This window comes from Streptomyces sp. NPDC052079 (genome assembly GCF_040680275.1).
Lineage (GTDB): Bacteria > Actinomycetota > Actinomycetes > Streptomycetales > Streptomycetaceae > Streptomyces.
In genome coordinates, this window is record NZ_JBFAWL010000024.1 from 59,645 (window position 1) to 82,113 (window position 22,469).

17 protein-coding genes and 1 pseudogene are annotated in these 22,469 nt (G+C 72.3%); 7 read left to right on the forward strand and 11 right to left on the reverse strand.

Annotation, left to right across the window (positions count from 1 at the left end; translation table 11 throughout):
- Nucleotides 1–89: 89 nt before the first annotated feature.
- The 3 genes from AB0L56_RS27030 to AB0L56_RS27040 form a co-directional block, all read right to left on the reverse strand.
- The gene (locus tag AB0L56_RS27030; protein ID WP_365427499.1) at nt 90–476 is read right to left on the reverse strand and encodes a hypothetical protein; all 387 of its coding nucleotides are present in this window, start codon (nt 474–476) and stop codon (nt 90–92) included.
- 100 nt (nt 477–576) lie between these two features.
- Nucleotides 577–4,287 carry an ABC transporter ATP-binding protein gene (locus AB0L56_RS27035; protein WP_365427502.1) on the reverse strand — a complete coding sequence of 1,237 codons (3,711 nt, stop codon included), beginning with the start codon at nt 4,285–4,287 and terminating at the stop codon, nt 577–579.
- Nucleotides 4,288–4,376: 89 nt separating this feature from the next.
- A complete protein-coding gene (locus tag AB0L56_RS27040) occupies nt 4,377–5,663 on the reverse strand; it encodes a hypothetical protein (protein ID WP_365427505.1) in 1,287 nt (428 codons plus the stop codon).
- A gap of 343 nt (nt 5,664–6,006) precedes the next feature.
- Here AB0L56_RS27040 and AB0L56_RS27045 point away from each other — a divergent pair, with 343 nt between their 5' ends.
- On the forward strand, nt 6,007–6,363 hold the full coding sequence (locus AB0L56_RS27045; RefSeq protein WP_365427508.1) for a peptidase inhibitor family I36 protein: 357 nt from the start codon (nt 6,007–6,009) through the stop codon (nt 6,361–6,363).
- Nucleotides 6,364–6,373: 10 nt separating this feature from the next.
- Here the strand turns inward: AB0L56_RS27045 and AB0L56_RS27050 are convergent, their stop codons facing one another.
- From AB0L56_RS27050 to AB0L56_RS27060, 3 genes are read right to left on the reverse strand one after another with little or no spacing between them, the layout of a single operon-like run.
- Nucleotides 6,374–8,059 (reverse strand): thiamine pyrophosphate-binding protein, encoded by a 1,686-nt coding sequence (locus AB0L56_RS27050; RefSeq protein WP_365427511.1) that lies wholly within the window; start codon nt 8,057–8,059, stop codon nt 6,374–6,376.
- Entirely contained in the window at nt 8,056–9,021 is a 966-nt protein-coding gene (speB, locus tag AB0L56_RS27055) for an agmatinase (protein WP_361035787.1), read from the reverse strand. Before speB ends, AB0L56_RS27050 begins: the two co-directional genes overlap by 4 nt.
- A 48-nt stretch (nt 9,022–9,069) precedes the next feature.
- On the reverse strand, nt 9,070–10,536 hold the full coding sequence (locus AB0L56_RS27060) for a sodium:solute symporter (protein WP_365427514.1): 1,467 nt from the start codon (nt 10,534–10,536) through the stop codon (nt 9,070–9,072).
- 127 nt (nt 10,537–10,663) lie between these two features.
- Here AB0L56_RS27060 and AB0L56_RS27065 point away from each other — a divergent pair, with 127 nt between their 5' ends.
- Both AB0L56_RS27065 and AB0L56_RS27070 read left to right on the forward strand, forming a co-directional pair.
- Complete coding sequence (locus AB0L56_RS27065; protein WP_365427517.1) at nt 10,664–12,208, forward strand: helix-turn-helix domain-containing protein; 1,545 nt, start codon at nt 10,664–10,666, stop codon at nt 12,206–12,208.
- Nucleotides 12,209–12,316: 108 nt separating this feature from the next.
- Nucleotides 12,317–13,105: a phosphatase gene (locus tag AB0L56_RS27070; RefSeq protein WP_365427520.1), complete on the forward strand. Its 789-nt coding sequence runs from the start codon at nt 12,317–12,319 to the stop codon at nt 13,103–13,105.
- Here AB0L56_RS27070 and AB0L56_RS27075 read toward each other — a convergent pair.
- The 5 genes and pseudogenes from AB0L56_RS27075 to AB0L56_RS27095 form a co-directional block, all read right to left on the reverse strand.
- Nucleotides 13,075–13,479 (reverse strand): hypothetical protein, encoded by a 405-nt coding sequence (locus AB0L56_RS27075; protein ID WP_365427522.1) that lies wholly within the window; start codon nt 13,477–13,479, stop codon nt 13,075–13,077. The two genes, AB0L56_RS27070 and AB0L56_RS27075, sit on opposite strands and share 31 nt — an antisense overlap.
- A gap of 14 nt (nt 13,480–13,493) precedes the next feature.
- Nucleotides 13,494–14,363, reverse strand: a complete 870-nt coding sequence (gene tesB / locus AB0L56_RS27080; RefSeq protein ID WP_365427525.1) for an acyl-CoA thioesterase II — start codon at nt 14,361–14,363, stop codon at nt 13,494–13,496.
- A gap of 35 nt (nt 14,364–14,398) precedes the next feature.
- Entirely contained in the window at nt 14,399–15,556 is a 1,158-nt protein-coding gene (locus AB0L56_RS27085) for an acyl-CoA dehydrogenase family protein (protein WP_365427528.1), read from the reverse strand.
- A 171-nt stretch (nt 15,557–15,727) separates the two neighbouring features.
- Nucleotides 15,728–15,944: pseudogene (locus tag AB0L56_RS27090) on the reverse strand (TetR/AcrR family transcriptional regulator); the annotation flags it as partial.
- Nucleotides 15,945–15,946: 2 nt separating this feature from the next.
- The gene (locus tag AB0L56_RS27095; protein ID WP_365427531.1) at nt 15,947–16,567 is read right to left on the reverse strand and encodes a TetR/AcrR family transcriptional regulator; all 621 of its coding nucleotides are present in this window, start codon (nt 16,565–16,567) and stop codon (nt 15,947–15,949) included.
- Nucleotides 16,568–16,655: 88 nt separating this feature from the next.
- Here AB0L56_RS27095 and AB0L56_RS27100 point away from each other — a divergent pair, with 88 nt between their 5' ends.
- Genes AB0L56_RS27100 through AB0L56_RS27115 form a run of 4 tightly spaced genes read left to right on the forward strand, consistent with a single transcriptional unit; the run spans nt 16,656 to nt 22,419 of the window.
- Nucleotides 16,656–18,272 carry a carboxyl transferase domain-containing protein gene (locus AB0L56_RS27100; protein WP_365427534.1) on the forward strand — a complete coding sequence of 539 codons (1,617 nt, stop codon included), beginning with the start codon at nt 16,656–16,658 and terminating at the stop codon, nt 18,270–18,272.
- A gap of 26 nt (nt 18,273–18,298) precedes the next feature.
- Entirely contained in the window at nt 18,299–20,308 is a 2,010-nt protein-coding gene (locus AB0L56_RS27105) for an acetyl/propionyl/methylcrotonyl-CoA carboxylase subunit alpha (RefSeq protein WP_365427562.1), read from the forward strand.
- Nucleotides 20,305–21,252 carry a hydroxymethylglutaryl-CoA lyase gene (locus tag AB0L56_RS27110; RefSeq protein WP_361035813.1) on the forward strand — a complete coding sequence of 316 codons (948 nt, stop codon included), beginning with the start codon at nt 20,305–20,307 and terminating at the stop codon, nt 21,250–21,252. The genes AB0L56_RS27105 and AB0L56_RS27110 overlap by 4 nt, the downstream gene beginning before the upstream one ends.
- A gap of 6 nt (nt 21,253–21,258) precedes the next feature.
- Nucleotides 21,259–22,419, forward strand: coding sequence for an acyl-CoA dehydrogenase family protein (locus tag AB0L56_RS27115; RefSeq protein WP_365427538.1), 1,161 nt, complete (start codon nt 21,259–21,261; stop codon nt 22,417–22,419).
- Nucleotides 22,420–22,469 lie beyond the last annotated feature (50 nt).

A 22,469-nucleotide genomic window follows, 5' to 3' on the forward strand; every position in this document is an offset into this window, starting at 1 on the left:
CCCTGTGAGACAGATGTGCGCCGGAAGCTACTCGACCAACTCCCCCCAGCACCAGGGGACATAGGGTTAACCCTCGGTCGGATGCCGGGTCAGCAGAGGATCCAGCCGGAGCTGACGGATGGTCCGCCGACCTTGCCCTTCACCCACACGCAGCGGCGGCCGGCATGTACGGTCACCGGCCCCGCGTGGTATGTGTAGCGGCCCTCGTCGACCACTGGCCGGCCGCCGCGCGCCCGCACGCTCACCGACATCTTCCGCTTGGCGCCCGGCTTCTTGGCGACGGTGACGGCGCAGATGTAGCCGCCCCGTTTGTAGACGACCACCGAGCCCGTCGAGAACGGCAGGGTCCGCACCTTGCGCCCCGGGCAGTGCGCGGCGGCCTGTGCCTCGGTCGGCACGGCCACGGTGAGCAGTCCCGAGGCGGTCAGCACCGCAAGGCCCAGCGCGATGCGCCGGCGTATCGCTCCGTTGCCCACAGTCGTCGTCCTCCCGTACCGCGCCTGCCGCGTCAGGCGGCGTACGCGTGTACGGACGCATGGCGTAGGCCGGATGGTTGCGTGCGGCGGGCCGCCCTCCTCACGCCGGCGCGGGCACGTCCTCCCCGACGAACGTCCGCCACAGCGCGGCGTATTGGCCGCCCAGCCGCAGCAGTTCCTCGTGCGTGCCGTCCTCCGCGACCCGGCCGTGGTCCATGACGACCACCCGGTCGGCCCGGGCGGCGGTGGTGAGACGGTGCGCCACCACGAGGGTCGTCCGGCGTCCCGCCAGACGGTCCGTCGCCTGGTTCACCTGTGCCTCGGTGGCCAGGTCGAGGGCGGCCGTGGCCTCGTCGAGCAACAGCACGTCCGGGTCCACGAGTTCGGCGCGGGCCAGGGCGATCAGCTGGCGCTGTCCGGCGGAGAGGTTGCGGCCCCGCTCGGCGACCTCGTGGAGGTAGCCGCCGTCCAGTGTGGCGATCATCTCGTGCGCGCCGACCGCGCGGGCCGCGGCCTCGACCTCGGCGTCGGTGGCGTCCGGGCGGCCGTAGGCGATGGCGTCGCGGACAGTGCCCGGGAACAGGTACGCCTCCTGCGGTACGACGCCGAGCCGGTGCCGGTAGGCGGTGAGGTCCAGGTCCTTAAGGTCCGTGCCGTCGGCGGTGACCCGGCCGTTCGTCGGGTCGTAGAACCGGGCGACCAGCTTGACCAGGGTGGACTTTCCGGCGCCGGTCTCGCCCACGAAGGCGACGGTCTGTCCGGCGGGGATGGTGAGGTCGATGCCGTTGAGGGCCTCCTCGCCGTCGCCGTAGGCGAAGTGCACGTTCTCGAAGGCGATCTCGCCGCGCAGGGAGGGCACGTCGAGCGGCTTGTCCGGCTGCCGCGTGGAGGTCGGCTCCCGCAGCAGTTCCTGGATGCGGCCGAGCGACACGGACGCCTGCTGGTAGCCGTCGAAGACCTGGGAGAGCTGCTGGACCGGCGCGAAGAACAGGTCGATGTAGAGCAGGTACGCCACCAGCGAGCCGATCGCCAGCGTCCCGTTGTGGACCCGGGCGCCGCCCACGACCAGCACGGCCACGGCCGCGACGGACGACAGGAACTGCACGAACGGGAAGTAGACCGAGATCAGCCACTGCCCGCGGATGCGTGCGCTGCGGTAGGCGGCGCTGCGCTCCGCGAACCGGCGTGCGCCGTCCCGCTCGCGGCGGAAGGCCTGCACGATCCGCAGCCCCGACACCGACTCCTGCAGATCGGCGTTGACCGCCGACACCCGCTCCCGGGCCAGTTCGTACGCCTTCACGCTGGCCCGGCGGAAGAAGTAGGTGCCGATGATCAGCGGGGGCAGGGTGGCGAAGACGACCAGGGCCAACTCGACGTCGAGGACCAGCAGGGCGACCATGATGCCGAAGAAGGTGACCAGCGAGACGAACGCCGTGACCAGCCCCGTCTGCAGGAATGTCGACAGCGCGTCGATGTCCGTGGTCATCCGGGTCATGATCCGGCCGGTGAGCTCGCGCTCGTAGTAGTCGAGGCCGAGCCGCTGGAGCTGGGCGAAGATCTTCAGCCGCAGCGCGTACAGGATGCGTTCGCCGGTGCGTCCGGTCATCCGGGTCTCGCCGATCTGCGCCGACCACTGGAGGGCCACGGTCAGTAGGGCGAGCAGGGAGGCGGCCCAGACCGCGCCGAGGGCGGCCTGCGTCACGCCCTGGTCGATGCCGTGCCGGATCAGCACGGGCAGCAGCAGGCCCATCCCGGCGTCCACGGCGACCAGGGCGAGGCTGATGAGGAGTGGCGTCCGGAAGCCGCGCAGCAGCCGGCGCAGTCCGTAGGAGTCCTCCGGGCGGACCGCGCGCGCCTCGTCGATGTCGGGGACGTCGTTGGCCGGGGGCAGCGCGTCGACCTGGGCGAGGAGCTCCGGGGTGGCCGGGGCATCGGCGAGGGCGGTGTCCTTGGGCTCCCGGTCGCCCGTCCACAGCCGCGGGGTGACACCGCGCTCGGCGTCGAACTCCGCGTCGAGCTCCGCGCGGACGGAGGTGTCGTCGTCCTCCTGCGGTCCGGCGGGCGGGGTGTGGCCCGGGGAGACGGCGCCGAGCTCGTCGGGGTCGGTGAGCAGCCGGCGGTAGAGGGGGGAGCGCCGCTGGAGCTCGTCGTGGGTGCCGATGTCGGCGAGCCGGCCGCCGTCGAGGACGGCGATGCGGTGGGCGAGGTTGAGGGTGGAGCGGCGGTGGGCGATCAGCAGGGTGGTGCGGCCCCGCATGACGTTTCTGAGCGCCTCGTGGATCTCGTGCTCCACGCGGGCGTCCACGGCGGAGGTGGCGTCGTCCAGGACCAGCAGGCGCGGGTCGCTGAGGATCGCGCGGGCCAGGGCTACGCGCTGGCGCTGGCCGCCGGAGAGGGTCAGGCCGTGCTCGCCGACGGTGGTGTCGTAGCCGTCGGGCAGCTCGCGGATGAAGCGGTCGGCCTGGGCGGCGCGGGCGGCGGCGGTGATCTCCTCGTCGGTGGCGTCGGGGCGGCCGTAGGCGATGTTGTTGCGGACGGTGTCGGAGAAGAGGAAGGAGTCCTCCGGGACCAGTCCGATCGCGGCGCGCAGCGACTCGGCGGTCAGCTCCCGCACATCATGCCCGCCGACGAGGACGGCGCCGCGTGTGACGTCGTAGAAGCGTGGCAGGAGGAGGGAGACGGTCGACTTGCCGGAGCCGGAGGTGCCGACGACGGCGAGGGTCTCGCCGGGGCGTATCTCGAAGGAGAGCCCGTCGAGCACCGGCCGGTCGGGGTCGTAGCCGAAGGAGACGTCGTCGAACTCGACGGTGGCGGGGGCGTCGGCGGGCAGTTCCCTGGTGCCGTCGGTCAGGGAGGGCTTGGTGTCGATCAGCTCCAGGACGCGTTCGGTGCCGGCGCGGGCCTGCTGGCCGACGGTGAGGACCACGGCGAGCATCCGGACCGGGCCGACGAGCTGGGCCAGGTAGGTGGAGAAGGCGACGAAGGTGCCCAGGGTGATGTGCCCGCGCACCGCGAGCCAGCCGCCGAGCGCCAGCATGGCCACCTGCCCGAGGGCGGGTACGGCCTGGAGCGCCGGGGTGTACCGGGAGTTCAGCCGGATGGTGCGCAGCCGCCCGGCGTACAGCCGCCGTCCGACCTCGCGCAGCTTGCCGGTCTCCTGCTCCTCCTGCCCGAAACCCTTCACCACCCGGACGCCGCTGACCGCGCCGTCGACGACCCCGGCGACCGCTCCGGCCTGCGCCTGCGCGTACCAGGTGGAGGGGTGCAGCCGGGTGCGGCTGCGCTTGGCGATCCACCACAGGGCGGGGGCGACGGCGAGGGCGACTGCGGTGAGCGGCAGGGACAGCGACGTCATGATCACGAGGGAGATCAGGAACAGCAGCAGGTTGCCGATGGTCATCGGCAGCATGAAGAGCAGGCCCTGGATCAGCTGGAGGTCGCTGGTGGCGCGTCCGACGACCTGCCCGGTGGACAGCTCGTCCTGGCGTCTGCCGTCGAGCCGGGTGATCGCGTCGTACATCTCGGTCCGCAGGTCGTGCTGGACGTCGAGGGCGAGCCGGCCGCCGTAGTAGCGGCGGATGTAGGTGAGGACGTAGACGGCGAGCGCGGCGCCGACGAGCAGCCCGGCCCAGGTGGCCATGTCCTTGGTCTCGTCGCCGATGACCTCGTCGATGATCACCTTGGTGATCAGCGGGACGAGCGCCATCACGGCCATGCCGGCCAGGGAGGAGCCCAGGGCGAGTACGACGTCCTTCGGGTGCCGCCACGCGTATGCGGCCAGTCGCCGTGCCCATCCCCGTTGCGGTGTCACGCGGGTGCCCTCCGATCGACCTGATCTACCGCAAGGCACCAACGCCACCGGGAGCGGATTTCATCCCCCGCACCCTGCGGGCGGGCGGTTCAGATGCGGTATGCGCCCGTCTCCGGTTCGCCCTGCTCGGCCGCGAGCGGGGTGAGCGCCACGACGCCCCGGCCGCGGACGACAGTCCTCGGACCCAGAGCGAAGGGGCTCGTCGCGCCCAGCCGCAGCGCGAGGTCGGGGGCCATGTAGGGGCTGGTGTCCTCCCACTCAGCCGCCTCCTCCTCGGCCCCCGTCCACTCGGCGTGCAGCGCGAGCTCCTCAGGGAGCCGATCGCCCATCTCGGAGATCTGCCCCTTGCCCCTGCTGGAGGCGTCGTGCCGACGGACCACGACCCCTTCCTCGGCCAGTGCCCAACCGGATCCGCCGCCGTGCTCGCCGAAGAAGTACGCCTGGGCCCGGCCGTAACGGCGGCTCAACGCGGTGACGGCGCCGAGCACCTCCTCGGCGCGTTCCGGATCGACGGGGTTGCACCACGGCCCGAGGACCAGCGTCCAGCCGTCCACCTCGGGCGTGACGTACACGCGGCGGTGGTCGGGCCAGTCGTCGCTGTCGTGAAGGACGACGCTGTACCCCAGCGCGAACGTGGCGAGCCGTTCGCCGTACAGCCCCAGCACCTCGGCGATTCCCGCCCGGTCCCCGCCGGGGACCGCGATCCAGGAGAGGGAGCACGCCTCCAGGGGCTCGGCCCGGTCGTCGATCGCCTTGATCCGGATCAGTCGAGCGACGGCCGCCCTGTCCCGCTCGGACAGGGCCTCCTCGCCGCCCGCCGCGGCCAGTGCCGTGAGGGCGGGCGCTCGCAGGGCCCCGGGTCCTTCGCACCGTACTCGCCGCAGCGGTGCGAGGACGACGTCCCCCAGCATCGGCAGCACCAACAGGGCGCGCTCGGCCACGTCCGCGTCCGGGTCGGCGAGCAGGGGGACGAGCGCCTCGGCCACCGGAGCGACGTCGCCCCGGTACGCGGGGGTGCGGCCGAACAGCACCGAGCAGGCGGACTGGATGCCGACGACGGCGCACTCGCGGACGGCCGCCGAGGGGTGGGACAACGCCTCGACGTAGCCCTCCACGGCGCCCAATCCGCGGAACACCGCGCTCACCCGCCGCCTCGCCTTCTCGTCGGGTGCGGTCTCCAGGGCGGCCAGCACGTCGTCGTAGGCCGCGGGTCCGACGGCGTGCAGGAGCAGCTTTATCCGGAACCAGTCCACCGGCGAGGCCTCGTCCAGCATCTCGCGCAGCAGTGACGGCACCGCCGCCGCCCCGAGCGACCTCAGGGCCTCCCAGGCGGCTTCCCGCCGCGCCGGGTCCGCCAGATCCCTGACCAGCTCCATGTCGCTTCCTCCTGCCGTTCGGGTTCGCGGGCGGCGATCACTCTGCCAGCGGCGCACCCGGCGTCCCGTCCACGGAAGCCGACGAGGAGGGCGGAGCCTCGTCACGCAACCAACGGTCCGGCGTATGGGTTGTGGGACCGGGTGCCGGTGTCCGGGACCCGTGCGCCCCGCGCGGGGGCGTTCGGCGCTCGGTGGGGAGTACGCCGGTGAGCCTCCGGTTCGCTCCATTCGGTGGTGTGGGCGGTGACTCGGGGCGGTCGGGGCCGTTCCGTCGGGAACATGGGATCGCCCCGGCTCGTCCGCCGGGGCGATTCCCTTCCGCGACGCCTTGATGGAGAGTGCCGTGAAGACTCGTTCCTGGTCCCTCGCCGCCGTTCTCGCGCTGACCGCGCTTCTGCTGCCCGCCCACACGGCGTCCGCCACGCCGGCCGCGCCTCCGTCCTGCCCCGACGGGTCGGTGTGCTTCTGGAGCAAGGACGGCTTCGGCGGCGACTACTGGGAGTGGACCGCGCGCAGCGGCTACCGGGACATGCCGCCCCGCTTCCACGACCACGTCGGCTCGTTCGTCGCGAGCACCCGGGCCTGCTTCGTGAACTGGCAGCCGGTCGAGAAGCGGGACGTCTTCAACGGCGACTGGCGCTCCCGCTACCTCGGCGACTTCGGCGGGCGGATCGACGGGGTGGGCCCGGGCGGCTGCTGACCCGCCCGGCTCAGTCCAGGTGCGTCGGGGCGAACATCCGGAGAAGCGCCGGGAGGACGACGACCGACGGGCCCGGGGTGGCGAGGGCCTTCGCGAGGTCCTGCTCCAGGGTCTCGGGGGTGGTGCGCAGTCCCGGGACGCCGAAGGACTCGGCGAGGGCCACGTAGTCGGGGCGGGTCAGTTCCGTCGCCGTGGGCTCGCCGAAGGTGTCGGTCATGTACTCGCGCAGGATGCCGTAGCCACCGTCGTCGACGATCAGCCAGGTGACGTCCAGGTCGTACTGGCGGGCCGTGGCCAGTTCGGCGATGGAGTAGAGCGCGCCGCCGTCCCCGGAGACCGCCAGCACCGGGCGGGTGGGGTCGGCGACCGCCGCGCCGAGGGCGGCCGGGAAGCCGTAGCCGAGGCCGCCCGCGCCCTGCGCGGAGTGCAGGTGGTTGGGGCCCATGGCGTCGAAGGCGGACCAGGCCCAGTAGGCCAGGATGGTCATGTCCCAGAACGACGGCGAGCTGGTGGGAAGGGCTCGGCGGACCGCTGCGAGGACCTGCTGCTCCAGGGTGAGTTCCTGGGCGGCGAGGCGTGCGCGCACCCGGTCCAGCAGGTCCCGTACCCGCTCCGGGGCGGTCGCGTCCTCGCGCGGTTCCACCGTTTCGAGCAGCGCCTGGAGCGCGAGGCGGGCGTCCGCGTGGATGCCGAGGCCCGGGTGGTTGGACTCCAGCTTGCCGAGGTCGGCCTCGATCTGGATCACCCGGCCGCGCGGCCTGAAGGTGTGGTAGTTGGAGGAGAGTTCGCCCAGGCCCGAGCCGACGACGAGCAGGACGTCCGCGTCCTCCAGGAAGTCCGTCGTGTGGCGGTCCTCCAGCCAGGACTGCAGCGACAGCGGGTGGGTCCAGGGGAACGCGCCCTTGCCGCCGGGGGTGGTGACGACCGGGGCCTGGATCCGCTCGGCGAGCTGCCTCAGCTTGCCGGAGGCGTCCGCGCGGACCACTCCCCCGCCCGCGATGATCGCGGGGCGCTCCGCTTGCGCGAGCAGATGGGCGGCCAGCGCGGTCAGTTCGGGGCGCGGGGGCAGCTCGGCCGGGGTGGCGTCCATCGCCGTCACCGCCGGCAGGATCGTCTCCGCGAGCAGGACGTCCTGCGGGATCTCCACCCACACCGGGCCGTGCGGGACGGTCAGCGCCGACTTCCAGGCCTCCGCGATCGCCGAAGCGATCTGGGATTGCGTACGCACCGTGTGGACGGACTTGACCACGCCCCGGAACGAGGCCGACTGGTCGGGGAGTTCGTGCAGATAGCCGTGGCGGCCGCCGCCGAGCCCCGCGGTCGGGACCTGGCTGCTGATCGCCAGCACCGGAGCGGAGGCGGCCGCCGCCTCCTGGAGCGCGGCCAGCGAGGTCAGCGCCCCCGGGCCGGTGGACAGCAGTAGCGGGGCCGCCTCGCCGGTGATCCGGCCGTACGCGTCCGCCGCGAACCCGGCGTTGTTCTCCACCCGCAGGCCGATGTACCGCAGGTCGGAGCGGCGCAGGGCGTCGAACATGCCGAGTGCGTGCTGGCCGGGCAGGCCGAAGACGGTGGTCGCGCCGAGCCCGGCCAGGGTCTCCACGACCAGGTCTCCGCCGTTGCGGCCGGGGGGCGGGTTCAGCGCGGCCTCCGTCTGGGCCGGCGTCGGGCGGAGCACCAGGTCGTGGTCGTGAGTCACTTCGCGCGGGCCTCTGCAATCTGGCGGGACATGATCGTGGTCAGCTCGTACGCCGTGTGGGACGCGGCCACCGAGGTGATCTCGGCGTGGTCGTACGCGGGCGCCACCTCGACGACGTCCGCGGAGACCAGGTTGCAGGAGGCCAGTCCGCGCAGGATCTCCAGCAGTTCGCGGGAGGTCATGCCGCCCGCCTCGGGGGTGCCGGTGCCGGGCGCGTGGGCGGGGTCGAGGCAGTCGATGTCGATGGAGATGTACAGCGGGCGGTCGCCGATGCGCTGGCGGAGCTGGTCGGCGACCTCGTCGGCGCCCCGGCGGTAGACGTCGGCGGAGGTGACGATGCCGAAGCCCATCTTCTGGTCGTCGGTGAGGTCCTGCTTGCCGTAGAGGGGGCCGCGGGTGCCCACGTGGGAGAGGGCGGAGGTGTCGAGGATGCCCTCCTCCACCGCGCGGCGGAACGGGGTGCCGTGGGTGTACTCGGCGCCGAAGTAGGTGTCCCAGGTGTCGAGGTGGGCGTCGAAGTGGAGCAGGGCGACGGGGCCGTGCTTCTTGGCGACGGAGCGCAGCAGCGGCAGGGCGATGGTGTGGTCGCCGCCGAGGGTCATGAGGCGGGCGCCGGTACCGAGCAGGTCGTCGGCCGCGGCCTCGATCGTCTCCACGGCCTCGTTGATGTGGAACGGGTTCACGGCGATGTCGCCGCCGTCGGCCACCTGCGCCAGGGCGAACGGGGAGGCGTCCTGAGCGGGGTTGTAGGGGCGCAGCAGCCGGGACGCCTCGCGGATGGCGTTGCCGCCGAAGCGGGCGCCCGGCCGGTAGGAGACGCCCGAGTCGAACGGCACGCCCACCACGGCGACATCGGCGCGGCCGACCTCGTCGAGGCGGGGCAGCCGGGCGAAGGTCGCGGGACCGGCGTAGCGCGGGACGCGGGAGGAGTCGACGGGGCCGCGGGGCGTCTCGTTGCTCATGGGGAACTGCTCTCTTTTCTGCGCTTCGTCGCGTATGCGCTGATGATGCTACTGGGCGGCGGGGACCTGTTCGGACACGGATTCGGGTGCGGGGGTGCGGCCGGCGAGGCGTTCGCGCCAGGCGGCGAGTACGGCCGGGTCGGTGGGCCGGGTCGCCAGGGAGACGGCGACGTAGGCGGCGAGGGAGGACAGCAGGCCGTAGTAGATGGGCTCGTTGGCGAGGATGCCGTAGGACGCCATGAGGCCGATGACGGCGAGACCGCCCACGGCGACGGCGGCAAGGGCGCCCTGCGCGGTGCCGCGCTTCCACAGCAGTCCGCCGAGGATGGGGACGAGGAGCCCGCCGACGAGCAGGTTGTACGCGACGGTCAGCGCCTGGACGACGTCGTTCAGCGCGATCGCGGTGCCGATCACGGCGAGGCCCATGAGGAGGATGAAGGCGCGGTTGCCCTTGACCTCGTCGTGCTGCTCGCCCTCGGGGCGCACGACGCCGCGCAGCCGGGCCCAGATGTCGTTGTTGGCGACGGTGGCACAGGCGATCAGCGCACCGGAGGAGGTCGACATCACGGCGGCGAGGGCGGCGGCCAGGACGAGGCCGCGCACGCCGATGGGCAGCTCGTCCTTGACGATGGTGGCGAAGGCGTCGTCGGCGCTGGCGAGCTTGGGGTAGAGCACCTTGGCGGCCGTTCCGATGACGGCGCCGGCGAGGGCGTAGGCGAGGCAGTAGGTGCCGGCGACGGTGCCGCCCCACCGGGCGGTGCGGTCGCTGCGGGCGGTGAACACGCGCTGCCAGATGTCCTGGCCGATCAGCATGCCGAAGGTGTAGATGAGCACGTACGTGAAGATGGTCTCGCCGCCGATGCCCAGCGGGTCGAAGTACTCGGTGGGCAGCTGCGCCTTCATCTCGCCGAAGCCGCCCGCCTTGACCACGGCGATGGGCAGCAGCAGGAGCAGCACGCCGATCGTCTTCACGACGAACTGCACCATGTCGGTGAGCGTGATGGACCACATGCCGCCGAGCGTGGAGTACGCGACGACGATGGAGCCGCCGAGGATGATCGCGAGGGTGCGGTTGATGTCGAAGAGGACGTCGAAGATCGTGGCGTAGGCGATGGTCGAGGTGACCGCGAGCATCAGGGTGTACGCCCACATGACGAGGCCGGAGATGACGCCCGCCCGGCCGCCGTAGCGCAGGTCGAGCATCTCGGAGACGGTGTAGACCTTCAGCCGGGCGATACGGGCGGAGAAGAAGACGCTCAGGGCGAGCAGTCCGAGGCCGATGGTGAAGACCATCCAGGCGCCGGAGAGGCCGTACTGGTAGCCGAGGCCGACGCCGCCGATGGTGGATGCGCCGCCGAGGACGATGGCGGCCATGGTGCCGGAGTACATCGCGGGGCCGAGGCGGCGGCCGGCCACCAGGAACTCGCTCTTGGACTTGGCGCGGCGCATGCCCCACCAGCCCATGGCCAGCATGCCGGCCAGATAGACGACGATGACCAGATAGTCGACGGCCATGCGGGGGGCCTCCTTCGCGCACTGTCAGTGGCGTGTCCTGATTGACCTGACCCTAGGTGGCCGAAAAGCGACTGCGAAGTGTACGTTTCATCCATACCGGCCGCGCAGGATGGAGGAAACGTCCACCATGCCGGACCCCACGGTTCCGCCCACGCCCCCCGTGCTCCTGGACGCGCTGCTGGCCCGCGCGGACCTCGGGCTGCGCCGCATCGGGGGGCCCGAGGACCCCGGTGCCGTCGTCCACTGGGTCCACACCTCGGAGATGGCGGACCCGTACCCGTATCTGCTGGGCGGGGAGCTGCTGCTGTCGGCGGGCGTGCACATCCCGGAGGGCGCGGGCGCGGGCTACTTCGACGCCTATGTCTCGCGGATCGTGGCGGCGGGCGGGGCGGCGCTCGGCTTCGGCGTGGCACCGGTGCACGACACGGTGCCGGGGGCGCTGGTGGAGGCGTGCGAGATGCACGGGCTGCCGCTGCTGGAGGTGCCGCCGCGGACCACGTTCTCGGGGGTGGCGCGGGCGGTCTGGCAGCTGATGGCACAGGCCCGTCTGGCGGAGCTGCGCCGGGTCACGGAGGCCCAGCAGAGCCTCGCCACGGCGGCGGCCCGCCCGGACCCGGTCCGGCCGGTGCTCCACCAACTGGCCCAGCGCATCGGCGGCTGGGCCGTCCTCTACGCCCCGGACACCACGGAAACCACCACAGCCGGCACACCCCCACCCGAGGACGCGAGAGAAGCCCTGACCAACCTGTCAGCACTGGTCCGGCCGGCCGGAGCTGCGGGCAGTCGTGCCGCTGGGGCAGCACGGGCAGGCGCGGGGGCACCTCACAGCGGTGAGCTGCGCAGTACCCCCCGTCCCGCCCCCACCTCCGCCAGCGACACCGTCAACGGCACCCACCTCGCCGCCTACGCCCTCGCCCCCGGCAACGGCTTCGTGCTCGGCGTCGCCGCCCGCCACCGCGAGCCCGGCGACCACGCCATCGCCTCCCTCGCCGCCGTCCTCCTCTCCCTCCTCACCGGGGAGCAGCACAGCCGCACCGCCACCGCCCGCTCCTCCGCGCTGGTACGGCTCCTGCTGGGCGCAGACCCCGAGGACGTCGCACCGCTCCTCGGCGGAACCCGCTATCGCGTGGTGCACGCACAACCGGACACCCCCACCGCCCCCGACGCCCTCGCCGCCTCCGCCCTCGGCACGGCCCTCGGGTCGGCCCTGGTGGACCTGGCGCACGACAGGACCGTCCGCGTCCTCGTCCCCGCCGACCGCCCCGTCGACCCGGCCCCCGGCTGGACCCTCGGCATCAGCACCGCCGCCGCCCCGCCCGACTGGCCCGCCGCCGACGCCCAGGCAGCCCGCGCGCTGGCCCGCGCCCGCGCCACCCGCACCCCGCTGGTCCGGCACCACGACCGCCCCGCCCTCACCGACCTGGTCCCGCCAGGGGACGCGGACGCCCACGCGCGGGGGCTGCTCGCGCCGATAGCGGCCACCCCGGCCCTCACGGACACCCTGCGTACCTGGCTCTCCCTGCACGGCAGCTGGGACCGCACCGCGGTGGCACTCTCCGTGCACCGCAACACCGTGCGGCAGCGGATCGCGCGGTGCGCCGCGCTGCTGGAGGCGGACCTGGACGACCCGGACGTCCGCATGGAACTGTGGTTCGCCCTGCGCCGTACCTAGGCACGTACGGCTGTGAGTAGCGGTACGGAGTCGTCTGAGTACGTGACGCACGTCCCAGCGTGCGATACGTCAGCGACGCCCCCTTGTTCGCTGCCTCACAATGGGTGCATGCCGATACCCGGGACGCCCAGCCGCGCCGAACTCATCGAACACCTGGTCACCGCCCGCATCGCGGGCGAGGTCGCCACGCCGCGCGAGAACAACCTCTCCCACTACCGGAAGCTGGCCAACGGCGACCGGCACTACTGGCTCGGCCTGGAGCTCGGCGAGCGCTGGACCGACGAGCAGGACGTGCTCGCGGTGATGGCCGAGCGGGTCGGCGTGAACGACGACCCGGAGCACCGGTACGGGCAGGACACCATCGACCCCGAGCTGACGGTCAACGCACTGGAGCGGATGGCCGGGCGGCTGCGCAAGGCGGCGGAGGGCAGACAGCGGGTGCTGCTGGCGACCGGTCACCCGGGCGGTCTGCTGGACGTGCACCGGGCGACGGCCGCCGCGCTGCGGGAGGCGGGCTGCGACATCCTGGTCATCCCGGACGGGCTGACCACCGAAGAGGGTTACGTGATGCAGTTCGCGGACGTGGCGGTGCTGGAGCACGGCGCGACGCTGTGGCACACCCACTCGGGCGCGCCGATGAAGGCGATCCTGACGGCGCTGGAGCGCGAGGGCCGGCCGCTGCCCGACCTGGTCGTCGCCGACCACGGCTGGGCGGGCGCCGCAGGCCAGTACGGCGTCGACTCCGTCGGATACGCCGACTGCAACGACCCGGCGCTGTTCATCGGCGAGGCCGAGGGCACGGTCCAGGTGACCGTCCCGCTGGACGACCACGTGACGAGCCCGCGCCACTACGACCCGATGACGGCCTATCTGCTGGCGGAGGCGGGGCTGGGCTGAAGTCCGTCCACGACCTGGTCGAAGCAGGGCCAGCCGTCCACGTCGACGTTCCGGTCGGCCGGCCGCAGGTCCAGGGCCGGCGCCGCCGCCTCCAGCAGGCGCCGGGCCGACCCCGGTTCGTGGAGATTGAGATCGCTGCGGTCCGGGAGGCGCATCACGGTGCCCGCCTCGAAGTACGTGTGCGACACGATGCGGTGCGGGCCCGGGGCGAAGACCAGGGACAGCCGGCGCCCGGTGCCGCTCCGGTACCCGTCCGTGAAGAAGGTGAGCGTCAGGCGGCAGTCGGCGTAGTCGGGTCTCACCCGCTGCCGCACGGTCCAGTGCCAGACGTTTCCGTCCACGACGAGGCGTCGGAGGCGCCGGTGCTTTCTCACCGGAGAACCGTAGATCACCGCGGGACGCGGACGACGCCCTCCTGGATGACCGAGACGGCGAGCCGGCCGTCCTGGGTGTAGATGCGGCCCTGGCCCAGACCCCGGCCGCCGTGGGCGGACGGGGACTGCTGGTCGTACAGCAGCCACTCGTCGGCGCGGAACGGGCGGTGGAACCACATCGCGTGGTCCAGGGACGCGCCGACGACGTCGCCGACGGCCCAGCCGCCGCGCCCGTGGGCGAGCAGGATGGAGTCCAGCAGCGTCATGTCGGAGACATACGTGGCGAGCACGACGTGCAGCAGCGGGTCGTCGCCCTCGACCTTGCCGTTGGTGCGGAACCACACCTGGCTGTGCGGGTCGCGCGGCTCGCCGAAGCGGCCGTACGGCGGGTCGTCGACGTAGCGCAGGTCGACCGCCGCGCGGGCGCCGAGGAAGCGGTGCACGACCTCCGACGCCAGGTGCGGGTAGCCGCGCAGCCGCTCCTCGGAGGTCGGCAGGGAGTCCGGGTCCGGTGCGGGCGGCATCGGCGCCTGGTGGTCCAGGCCCTCCTCGTGCGCCTGGAAGGACGCCGAGAGGTGGAAGATCGGCTTTCCGTGCTGGACCGCCACCACACGCCGCGTGGTGAAGGAACGGCCGTCCCGGATCCGGTCGACGGTGTAGACGATCGGCGCGCCCGGGTCGCCGATGCGCAGGAAGTACGCGTGCAGCGAGTGGGCGGGCCGGTCCGCGGGGACGGTCCGCCCCGCGGCGACCAGTGCCTGCGCCGCCACCTGCCCGCCGAAGACCCGGGGGACGGCGGAGGCACGGGACCGGCCGCGGAAGATGTTCTCCTCGATCTGCTCGAGGTCGAGCAGATCGAGGAGCTCCTGAAGTGCCTGACTCATGGAATCAGTTGTATACGGCAGGGATTTCCGGGACCTTACAGCCCCATGTCCTTGGCGATGATCGTCTTCATGATCTCGCTGGTGCCGCCGTAGATGCGGTTGACCCGGTTGTCCGCGTACAGGCGGGCGATCGGGTACTCGTTCATGTAGCCGTAGCCGCCGTGCAGCTGGAGGCAGCGGTCGATGACGCGGTGGGCGACCTCGGTGCAGAACAGCTTGGCGCTGGCGGCCTCGGCGGGGGTGAGCTCGCCGGCGTCCAGGGCCTCGGTGGCGCGGTCGGCGACGGCCTCGGCGGCGTCCACCTCGGCCTGGCAGGCGGCCAGCTCGAACTTGGTGTTCTGGAAGTGGGCGACCGGCTTGCCGAAGACGGTGCGCTCCTGCACGTACTGCTTGGCGAACCGGACGGCGGCCTTGGCCTGGGCGTAGGCGCCGAAGGCGATGCCCCAGCGCTCGGAGGCCAGGTTGTGGCCGAGGTAGGAGAAGCCCTTGTTCTCCTCGCCCAGCAGGTCCTCGACGGGGACCTTGACGTCGACGAACGCCAGCTCGGCGGTGTCGGAGGTCTTCAGGCCGAGCTTGTCGAGCTTGCGGCCGACGGAGTAGCCCTCGGACTTGGTGTCGACGGCGAACAGGGAGATGCCGTGGCGGCGGTCCTCGGCCGTCGGCGCGGCGGTGCGGGCGCAGACGATCACCTTGTCGGCGTGGACGCCGCCGGTGATGAAGGTCTTGGCGCCGTTGAGGACGTAGTGGGAGCCGTCCTCGCTCAGCTTGGCGGTGGTCTTCATGCCCGCGAGGTCGGAGCCGGTGCCCGGCTCGGTCATCGCGATGGCCCACATCTCCTCGCCGGTGACGAACTTCGGCAGGAAACGCTTCTTCTGCTCGTCGGTGGCGAGCATCTTGAGGTAGGGCAGGGCGAGCAGCACATGCACGCCGGAGCCGCCGAACTGGACGCCCGCGCGGGCGGTCTCCTCGTAGAGGACGGCCTCGAACTTGTGGGTGTCCATGCCGGCGCCGCCGAACTCCTCGGGCACGCTGATGCCGAAGATGCCCAGCTCACCGAGCTTGTAGTAGAAGTCGCGGGGCGCCTGGCCCGCCGCGAACCACTCGTCGTAGACGGGCACGACCTCGGCCTCGATGAAGGCGCGGATCGTCTCCCGGAACGCCTCGTGATCCTCGTTGAAAACCGTACGGCGCACTGTCCGCCACCCCTTCTTGCGCCTAAGCCGGCGCCGCTCTCGCGTACGTGGTTGCTCGCCGTGGGGGTTCCTCAATCGATGGTTGCGGTCCCACGTGTCTAAGCGCTTGCTCAGATCAAAGATACCGGCGAGTATCCACAGCCGTCCAGAGAAGAAGGTCCGTAACGCTCGTCACTCCCCCGGGGTCATCGCGCCCGCCGCCTCGAACGCGCCCCGGGCCATCCTGTGCAGCAGTCCTGCCGTCGTCGCGCGGCCCGGGAGTGAGCCCGGGCGGGCCAGGTGGGGGGTCGAGTTGAGCAGGCCGAACACCGAGTGGACGGCCGAGCGGGCGGCCGGTTCGGCCAGCTCCGGGTAGAGGCCGACGGACTACCTCCACCCACAGCTCCACGGTCACTCCGCCGGGCGCTCCCCCGGGGTCATCGCGCCCGCCGCCTCGAACGCGCCCCGCGCCATCCTGTGCAGCAGTCCTGCCGTCGTCGCCCGGCCCGGGAGCGAGCCCGGGCGGGCCAGGTGGGGGGTCGAGTTGAGCAGGCCGAACACCGAGTGGACGGCCGAGCGGGCGGCCGGTTCGGCCAGCTCCGGGTACAGCCGGCGCACCACCTCCACCCACAGCTCCACGTACTGCCGCTGGAGCTGGCGGACCAGCTTGCGGTCGCTGTCCCGGAGGCGGTCCAGCTCCCGGTCGTGCAGGGTGATCAGGGGGCGGTCGTCGAGCGCGAAGTCGATGTGTCCCTCGATCAGCGAGTCGAGGACCGCCTCCGGGGCCACCCCGTCGGCCTCCTTCAGGCGCCGCTTCGCGCCGGTCAGCAGCGAGCCGCTGATCCCGACCAGCAGCTCCGCGAGCATCGCGTCCTTGCCCGCGAAGTGCCGGTAGAGCCCGGGTCCGCTGATGCCGACCGCGGCGCCTATCTCGTCGACCCCGACACCGTGGAAGCCGCGCTCGGCGAAGAGCCGGGCGGCCTCCTTGAGGATCTGCTCGCGGCGGGTGGGGGCGTCGGTTCTGGTGGCCATGAAGACGATTCTAGACAGCGGGGTTAGCGGTCGTTAACCTGAAGGAAATGCGTTAACGCTCATTAACAAGGTTGAGGGGACCCGCAGGATGCATGAGGCACCGGAGCTTCACAGCGCGGCCGATCCCGCGTCGGAGGCCTTTCGGGCCAACGAGGAGGCGCACCGCGCGCTCGTCGGGGAGCTGCGCGGCAAGCTGGCCGCGGCGGCGCTCGGCGGCGGCGAGCGGGCGCGGGCACGGCACACCGCGCGCGGGAAGCTGCTCCCGCGCGAGCGCGTGGACACGCTGCTCGACCCCGGCTCGCCCTTCCTGGAGCTGGCCCCGCTGGCGGCCGACGGGATGTACGAGGGGCAGGCCCCGGCGGCCGGTGTGATCGCCGGGATCGGGCGGGTGAGCGGCCGGGAGTGCGTGGTCGTGGCCAACGACGCCACCGTCAAGGGCGGTACGTACTACCCGATGACGGTGAAGAAGCACCTGCGCGCGCAGGAGGTGGCCCTCGACAACCGGCTCCCCTGCGTCTACCTGGTGGACTCCGGCGGCGCCTTCCTGCCGATGCAGGACGAGGTGTTCCCGGACCGGGACCACTTCGGGCGGATCTTCTACAACCAGGCGCGGATGTCCGGCGCCGGCATCCCGCAGATCGCGGCGGTGCTCGGCTCCTGCACGGCGGGCGGGGCGTACGTCCCGGCGATGAGCGACGAGGCGGTGATCGTCCGCGGCCAGGGCACGATCTTCCTCGGCGGCCCGCCGCTGGTGAAGGCGGCCACCGGTGAGGTGGTCACGGCGGAGGAGCTGGGCGGCGGCGAGGTCCACTCGCGGGTGTCCGGTGTGACCGACCACCTCGCGGAGGACGACGCGCACGCGCTGCGGATCGTACGGAACATCGTCTCCACGCTCCCCGCGCGGGGCGCCCTGCCCTGGGGGGTGGAGCAGGCGGTCGAGCCCAAGGTGGACCCCGCCGGGCTGTACGGGGCGGTGCCGGTCGACTCCCGCACCCCCTACGACGTCCGGGAGATCATCGCCCGGATCACCGACGGCTCCCGTTTCCAGGAGTTCAAGTCGGAGTTCGGGCAGACCCTGGTCACCGGCTTCGCCCGGATCCACGGCCACCCGGTGGGCATCGTCGCCAACAACGGCATCCTGTTCTCCGAGTCCGCCCAGAAGGGCGCCCACTTCATCGAGCTGTGCGACCAGCGCGGCATCCCGCTGGTGTTCCTGCAGAACATCTCGGGCTTCATGGTGGGCCGGGACTACGAGGCGGGCGGCATCGCCAAGCACGGCGCCAAGATGGTCACCGCGGTCGCCTGCACGCGCGTGCCGAAGCTGACGGTGGTGGTGGGCGGGTCGTACGGGGCGGGCAACTACTCGATGTGCGGCAGGGCCTACTCCCCCCGCTTCCTGTGGATGTGGCCCAACGCCAAGATTTCGGTGATGGGCGGCGAGCAGGCGGCCTCCGTCCTCGCGACCGTCAAGCGGGACCAGCTGGAGGCGCGCGGCGAAGAGTGGCCGGCGGAGGACGAGGACGCCTTCAAGGCCCCGATCCGTGCGCAGTACGAGCATCAGGGGAACGCTTACTACGCGACGGCCCGCCTCTGGGACGACGGCGTGATCGACCCGATGGAGACCCGGCAGGTCCTGGGCCTCGCCCTGACCGCGTGCGCCAACGCGCCACTGAGTGACCCTCAGTTCGGCGTCTTCCGGATGTGAGGGGACCCCTGACGATGACTGAGCAGATGTTCGAGACGGTGCTGGTGGCCAACCGGGGGGAGATCGCGGTCCGCGTCATCCGCACCCTGCGCTCCATGGGCGTGCGTTCGGTGGCGGTGTACTCCGACGCGGACGCCGACGCCCGGCACGTCCGGGAGGCCGACACGGCGGTGCGGATCGGGCCGGCGCCGGCCGCGGAGAGCTATCTGTCGGTGGAGCGGCTGCTGGAGGCGGCCGCCCGCACCGGCGCCCGGGCGGTCCACCCGGGGTACGGCTTCCTCGCCGAGAACGCCGGCTTCGCGCGGGCGTGCGAGAAGGCGGGGCTGGTGTTCATCGGGCCCCCGGCGGACGCGATCTCCCTCATGGGCGACAAGATCCGCGCGAAGGAGACGGTGCGGGCGGCCGGGGTGCCGGTCGTGCCCGGCTCCAGCGGCAGCGGACTGACCGACGAGCAGCTCGCGGACGCGGCCCGGGAGATCGGTGTGCCGGTGCTGCTGAAGCCGTCGGCGGGCGGCGGCGGCAAGGGCATGCGGCTGGTGCGGGACGCCTCGGTGCTGGCCGACGAGATCGCCGCCGCCCGCCGCGAGGCCCGCGCGTCGTTCGGTGACGACACGCTGCTGGTCGAGCGGTGGATCGACCACCCCCGGCACATCGAAATCCAGGTCCTGGCCGACGGCCACGGCGGCGTCGTCCATCTGGGCGAGCGCGAGTGCTCCCTCCAGCGCCGCCACCAGAAGATCATCGAGGAGGCGCCCAGTGTGCTCCTCGACGAGAAGACCCGGGCCGCGATGGGTGAGGCGGCCGTCCAGGCGGCCCGCTCGTGCGGCTACCGGGGCGCGGGCACGGTGGAGTTCATCGTCCCGGGCAACGACCCGTCGTCGTACTACTTCATGGAGATGAACACCCGCCTCCAGGTGGAGCACCCGGTCACCGAGCTGATCACGGGCCTGGACCTGGTGGAGTGGCAGCTGCGGGTGGCGGCGGGCGAGCCGCTGCCGTTCGCGCAGGACGGCATCCGGCTCACCGGCCATGCGATCGAGGCCCGGGTCTGCGCGGAGGACCCGGCGCGCGGGTTCCTCCCCTCCGGCGGCACGGTGCTCAGGCTCCGCGAGCCGCAGGGCGACGGGGTGCGCACCGACTCCGGGCTGAGCGAGGGCACGGAGGTCGGCAGCCTCTACGACCCGATGCTGTCCAAGGTGATCGCGTACGGCGCCGACCGCGCGACCGCGCTCCGCAAGCTCCGCGCGGCGCTGGCCGAGACGGTGACGCTCGGCGTGCAGACCAACGCGGGGTTCCTGCGGCGGCTGCTGGCCCATCCGGCGGTGGTGTCGGGGGAGCTGGACACGGGGTTGGTCGAGCGCGAGGTGGCCGGGCTCGTGGCGGACGAGGTGCCGGCGGAGGCGTACGCGGCGGCGGCGCTGCTGCGCCAGGCCGCCCTCCGGCGGCCCGCCGGCGGATCCGGCTGGGCCGACCCGTTCGCCGCCGCCGACGGCTGGCGGATGGGCGGCGAGCGGGCGTGGACGGCGCACCACCTGCGGGTGGCGGGCCACGACCCGGTGACCGTGCGCGTGCGCGGCACGGCGGACGGCGGGACGGAACTGCTGCTGCCGGGCGCCGGCACCCCGGTGCGGGTGTCCGCGGGCCCGGTGGGCGGGGACCGGTTCACCTGCACGGTCGACGGCGTCGCCCACACCTTCGCCGCCCTGCCGGACGGCACCTGGCTGGGCCGGGACGGCGACGCCTGGCACGTGCGCGACCACGACCCGGTCGCCGCGTCCCTCACCCGGGCCGGTCAGGCGGGCGCCGACTCGCTGACCGCGCCGATGCCGGGCACGGTGACGGTGGTGAAGGTCGCCGTCGGCGACGAGGTGAGCGCCGGCCAGAGCCTGCTGGTGGTGGAGGCGATGAAGATGGAGCACGTCATCTCCGCCCCGCACGCCGGCACGGTCACCGAACTGGACGTGTCCCTGGGCACGACGGTCGCCATGGACCAGGTGCTGGCCGTGATCGCGCCCGTGGAGGAGGAGACGCCGTGAACCCTTCGGAACTGGGCCTGCCCATGGTCGTACCGGCCGAAGGGCTGCCCGCGCGGGTGCGGATTCACGAGGTGGGCCCGCGCGACGGCCTGCAGAACGAGAAGGTGACCGTCCCGACGGTCGTCAAGGCGGAGTTCATCCGCCGCCTGGCGGGCACCGGTCTGACCACGATCGAGGCGACGAGCTTCGTGCACCCCTCCTGGGTGCCCCAACTGGCGGACGCCGAGGACCTGTACCGGGCGGTGTCCGATCTGCCGGTGTCGCTGCCGGTCCTGGTACCGAACGAACGCGGGCTGGACCGCGCGCTGGCGCTGGGCGCCCGGCGGGTGGCGGTGTTCGCCAGTGCCACGGAGTCTTTCGCCAAGGCCAACCTCAACCGCACGGTGGACGAGTCGCTGGCGATGTTCGAGCCGGTGGTGCGCCGGGCGAAGGCGGAGGACGTGCACGTCCGCGGCTATCTCTCGATGTGCTTCGGGGATCCGTGGGAGGGCGCGGTCCCCCTCGCCCAGGTGGTGCGGGTCTGCCGGGCCCTGCTGGACATGGGCTGCGACGAGCTGAGCCTGGGCGACACCATCGGCGTGGCGACCCCCGGCCATGTAACGGCCCTGCTCACCGCGCTCGGCGAGGCGGACGTCCCGGTGTCCGCGCTGGCCGTGCACTTCCACGACACCTACGGCCAGGCGCTGTCCAACACGCTGGCCGCACTCCAGCAGGGCGTCGCCACGGTCGACGCGTCCGCCGGCGGACTGGGCGGCTGCCCTTACGCGAAGTCCGCCACCGGCAATCTCGCCACCGAAGACCTGGTGTGGATGCTGCAGGGTCTCGGCATCGACACCGGGGTCGACCTAAGCCGTCTCGTCGCCACAAGCGTCTGGATGGCCGCCCACCTGGGCCGAACCAGCCCGTCCCGCACCGTACGAGCCCTCTCCCACCAGGAGCAGTGAACGACCATGGACCACAAGCTCTCCCCCGAACTGGAAGAACTCCGCCGTACGGTCGAGGAGTTCGCGCACGATGTGGTGGCACCGAAGATCGGTGACTTCTACGAGCGACACGAGTTCCCCTACGAGATCGTGCGGGAGATGGGCCGCATGGGCCTGTTCGGCCTGCCGTTCCCGGAGGAGTACGGCGGCATGGGCGGCGACTACTTCGCGCTCGGCGTCGCCCTGGAGGAACTGGCCCGGGTGGACTCCTCGGTGGCCATCACCCTGGAGGCGGGCGTCTCGCTCGGCGCGATGCCGCTGCACCTCTTCGGCACCGAGGAGCAGAAGCGCCAGTGGCTGCCCCGCCTGTGCTCCGGGGAGATCCTGGGCGCGTTCGGTCTGACGGAGCCGGACGGCGGCAGCGACGCCGGCGCGACCCGTACGACGGCCCGGCTGGACGAGTCGACGAACGAGTGGGTCGTCAACGGCACCAAGTGCTTCATCACCAACTCGGGCACGGACATCACGGGCCTGGTCACGGTCACCGCGGTCACCGGCCGCAAGCCGGACGGCAAGCCGGTGATCTCGTCGATCATCGTCCCGTCCGGCACGCCGGGCTTCACGGTGGCGCCGCCGTACTCGAAGGTCGGCTGGAACGCTTCGGACACGCGTGAGCTGTCCTTCCAGGACGTGCGGGTCCCGGCCGCCAACCTCCTGGGCGAGGAGGGCCGCGGCTACGCGCAGTTCCTGCGGATTCTGGACGAGGGCCGCATCGCCATCGCGGCGCTGGGCACGGGGCTGGCGCAGGGCTGTGTGGACGAGTCGGTGAAGTACGCCAAGGAGCGGCACGCCTTCGGCCGCCCGATCGGCGCCAACCAGGCCATCCAGTTCAAGATCGCCGACATGGAGATGAAGGCCCACACGGCCCGCCTCGCGTGGCGGGACGCGGCGAGCCGTCTGGTGGCGGGCGAGCCGTTCAAGAAGGAGGCGGCGCTGGCGAAGCTGTACTCCTCCACGGTCGCGGTGGACAACGCCCGTGAGGCCACCCAGATCCACGGCGGCTACGGCTTCATGAACGAGTACCCGGTGGCCCGTATGTGGCGCGACTCGAAGATATTGGAGATCGGCGAGGGCACGAGCGAGGTGCAGCGCATGCTGATCGCCCGCGAGTTGGGTCTGGCGGGCTAGGTGTATTGATCACCGCGCCGGTCCGCGCCGTCGGGGCGCTGACCGGCGCG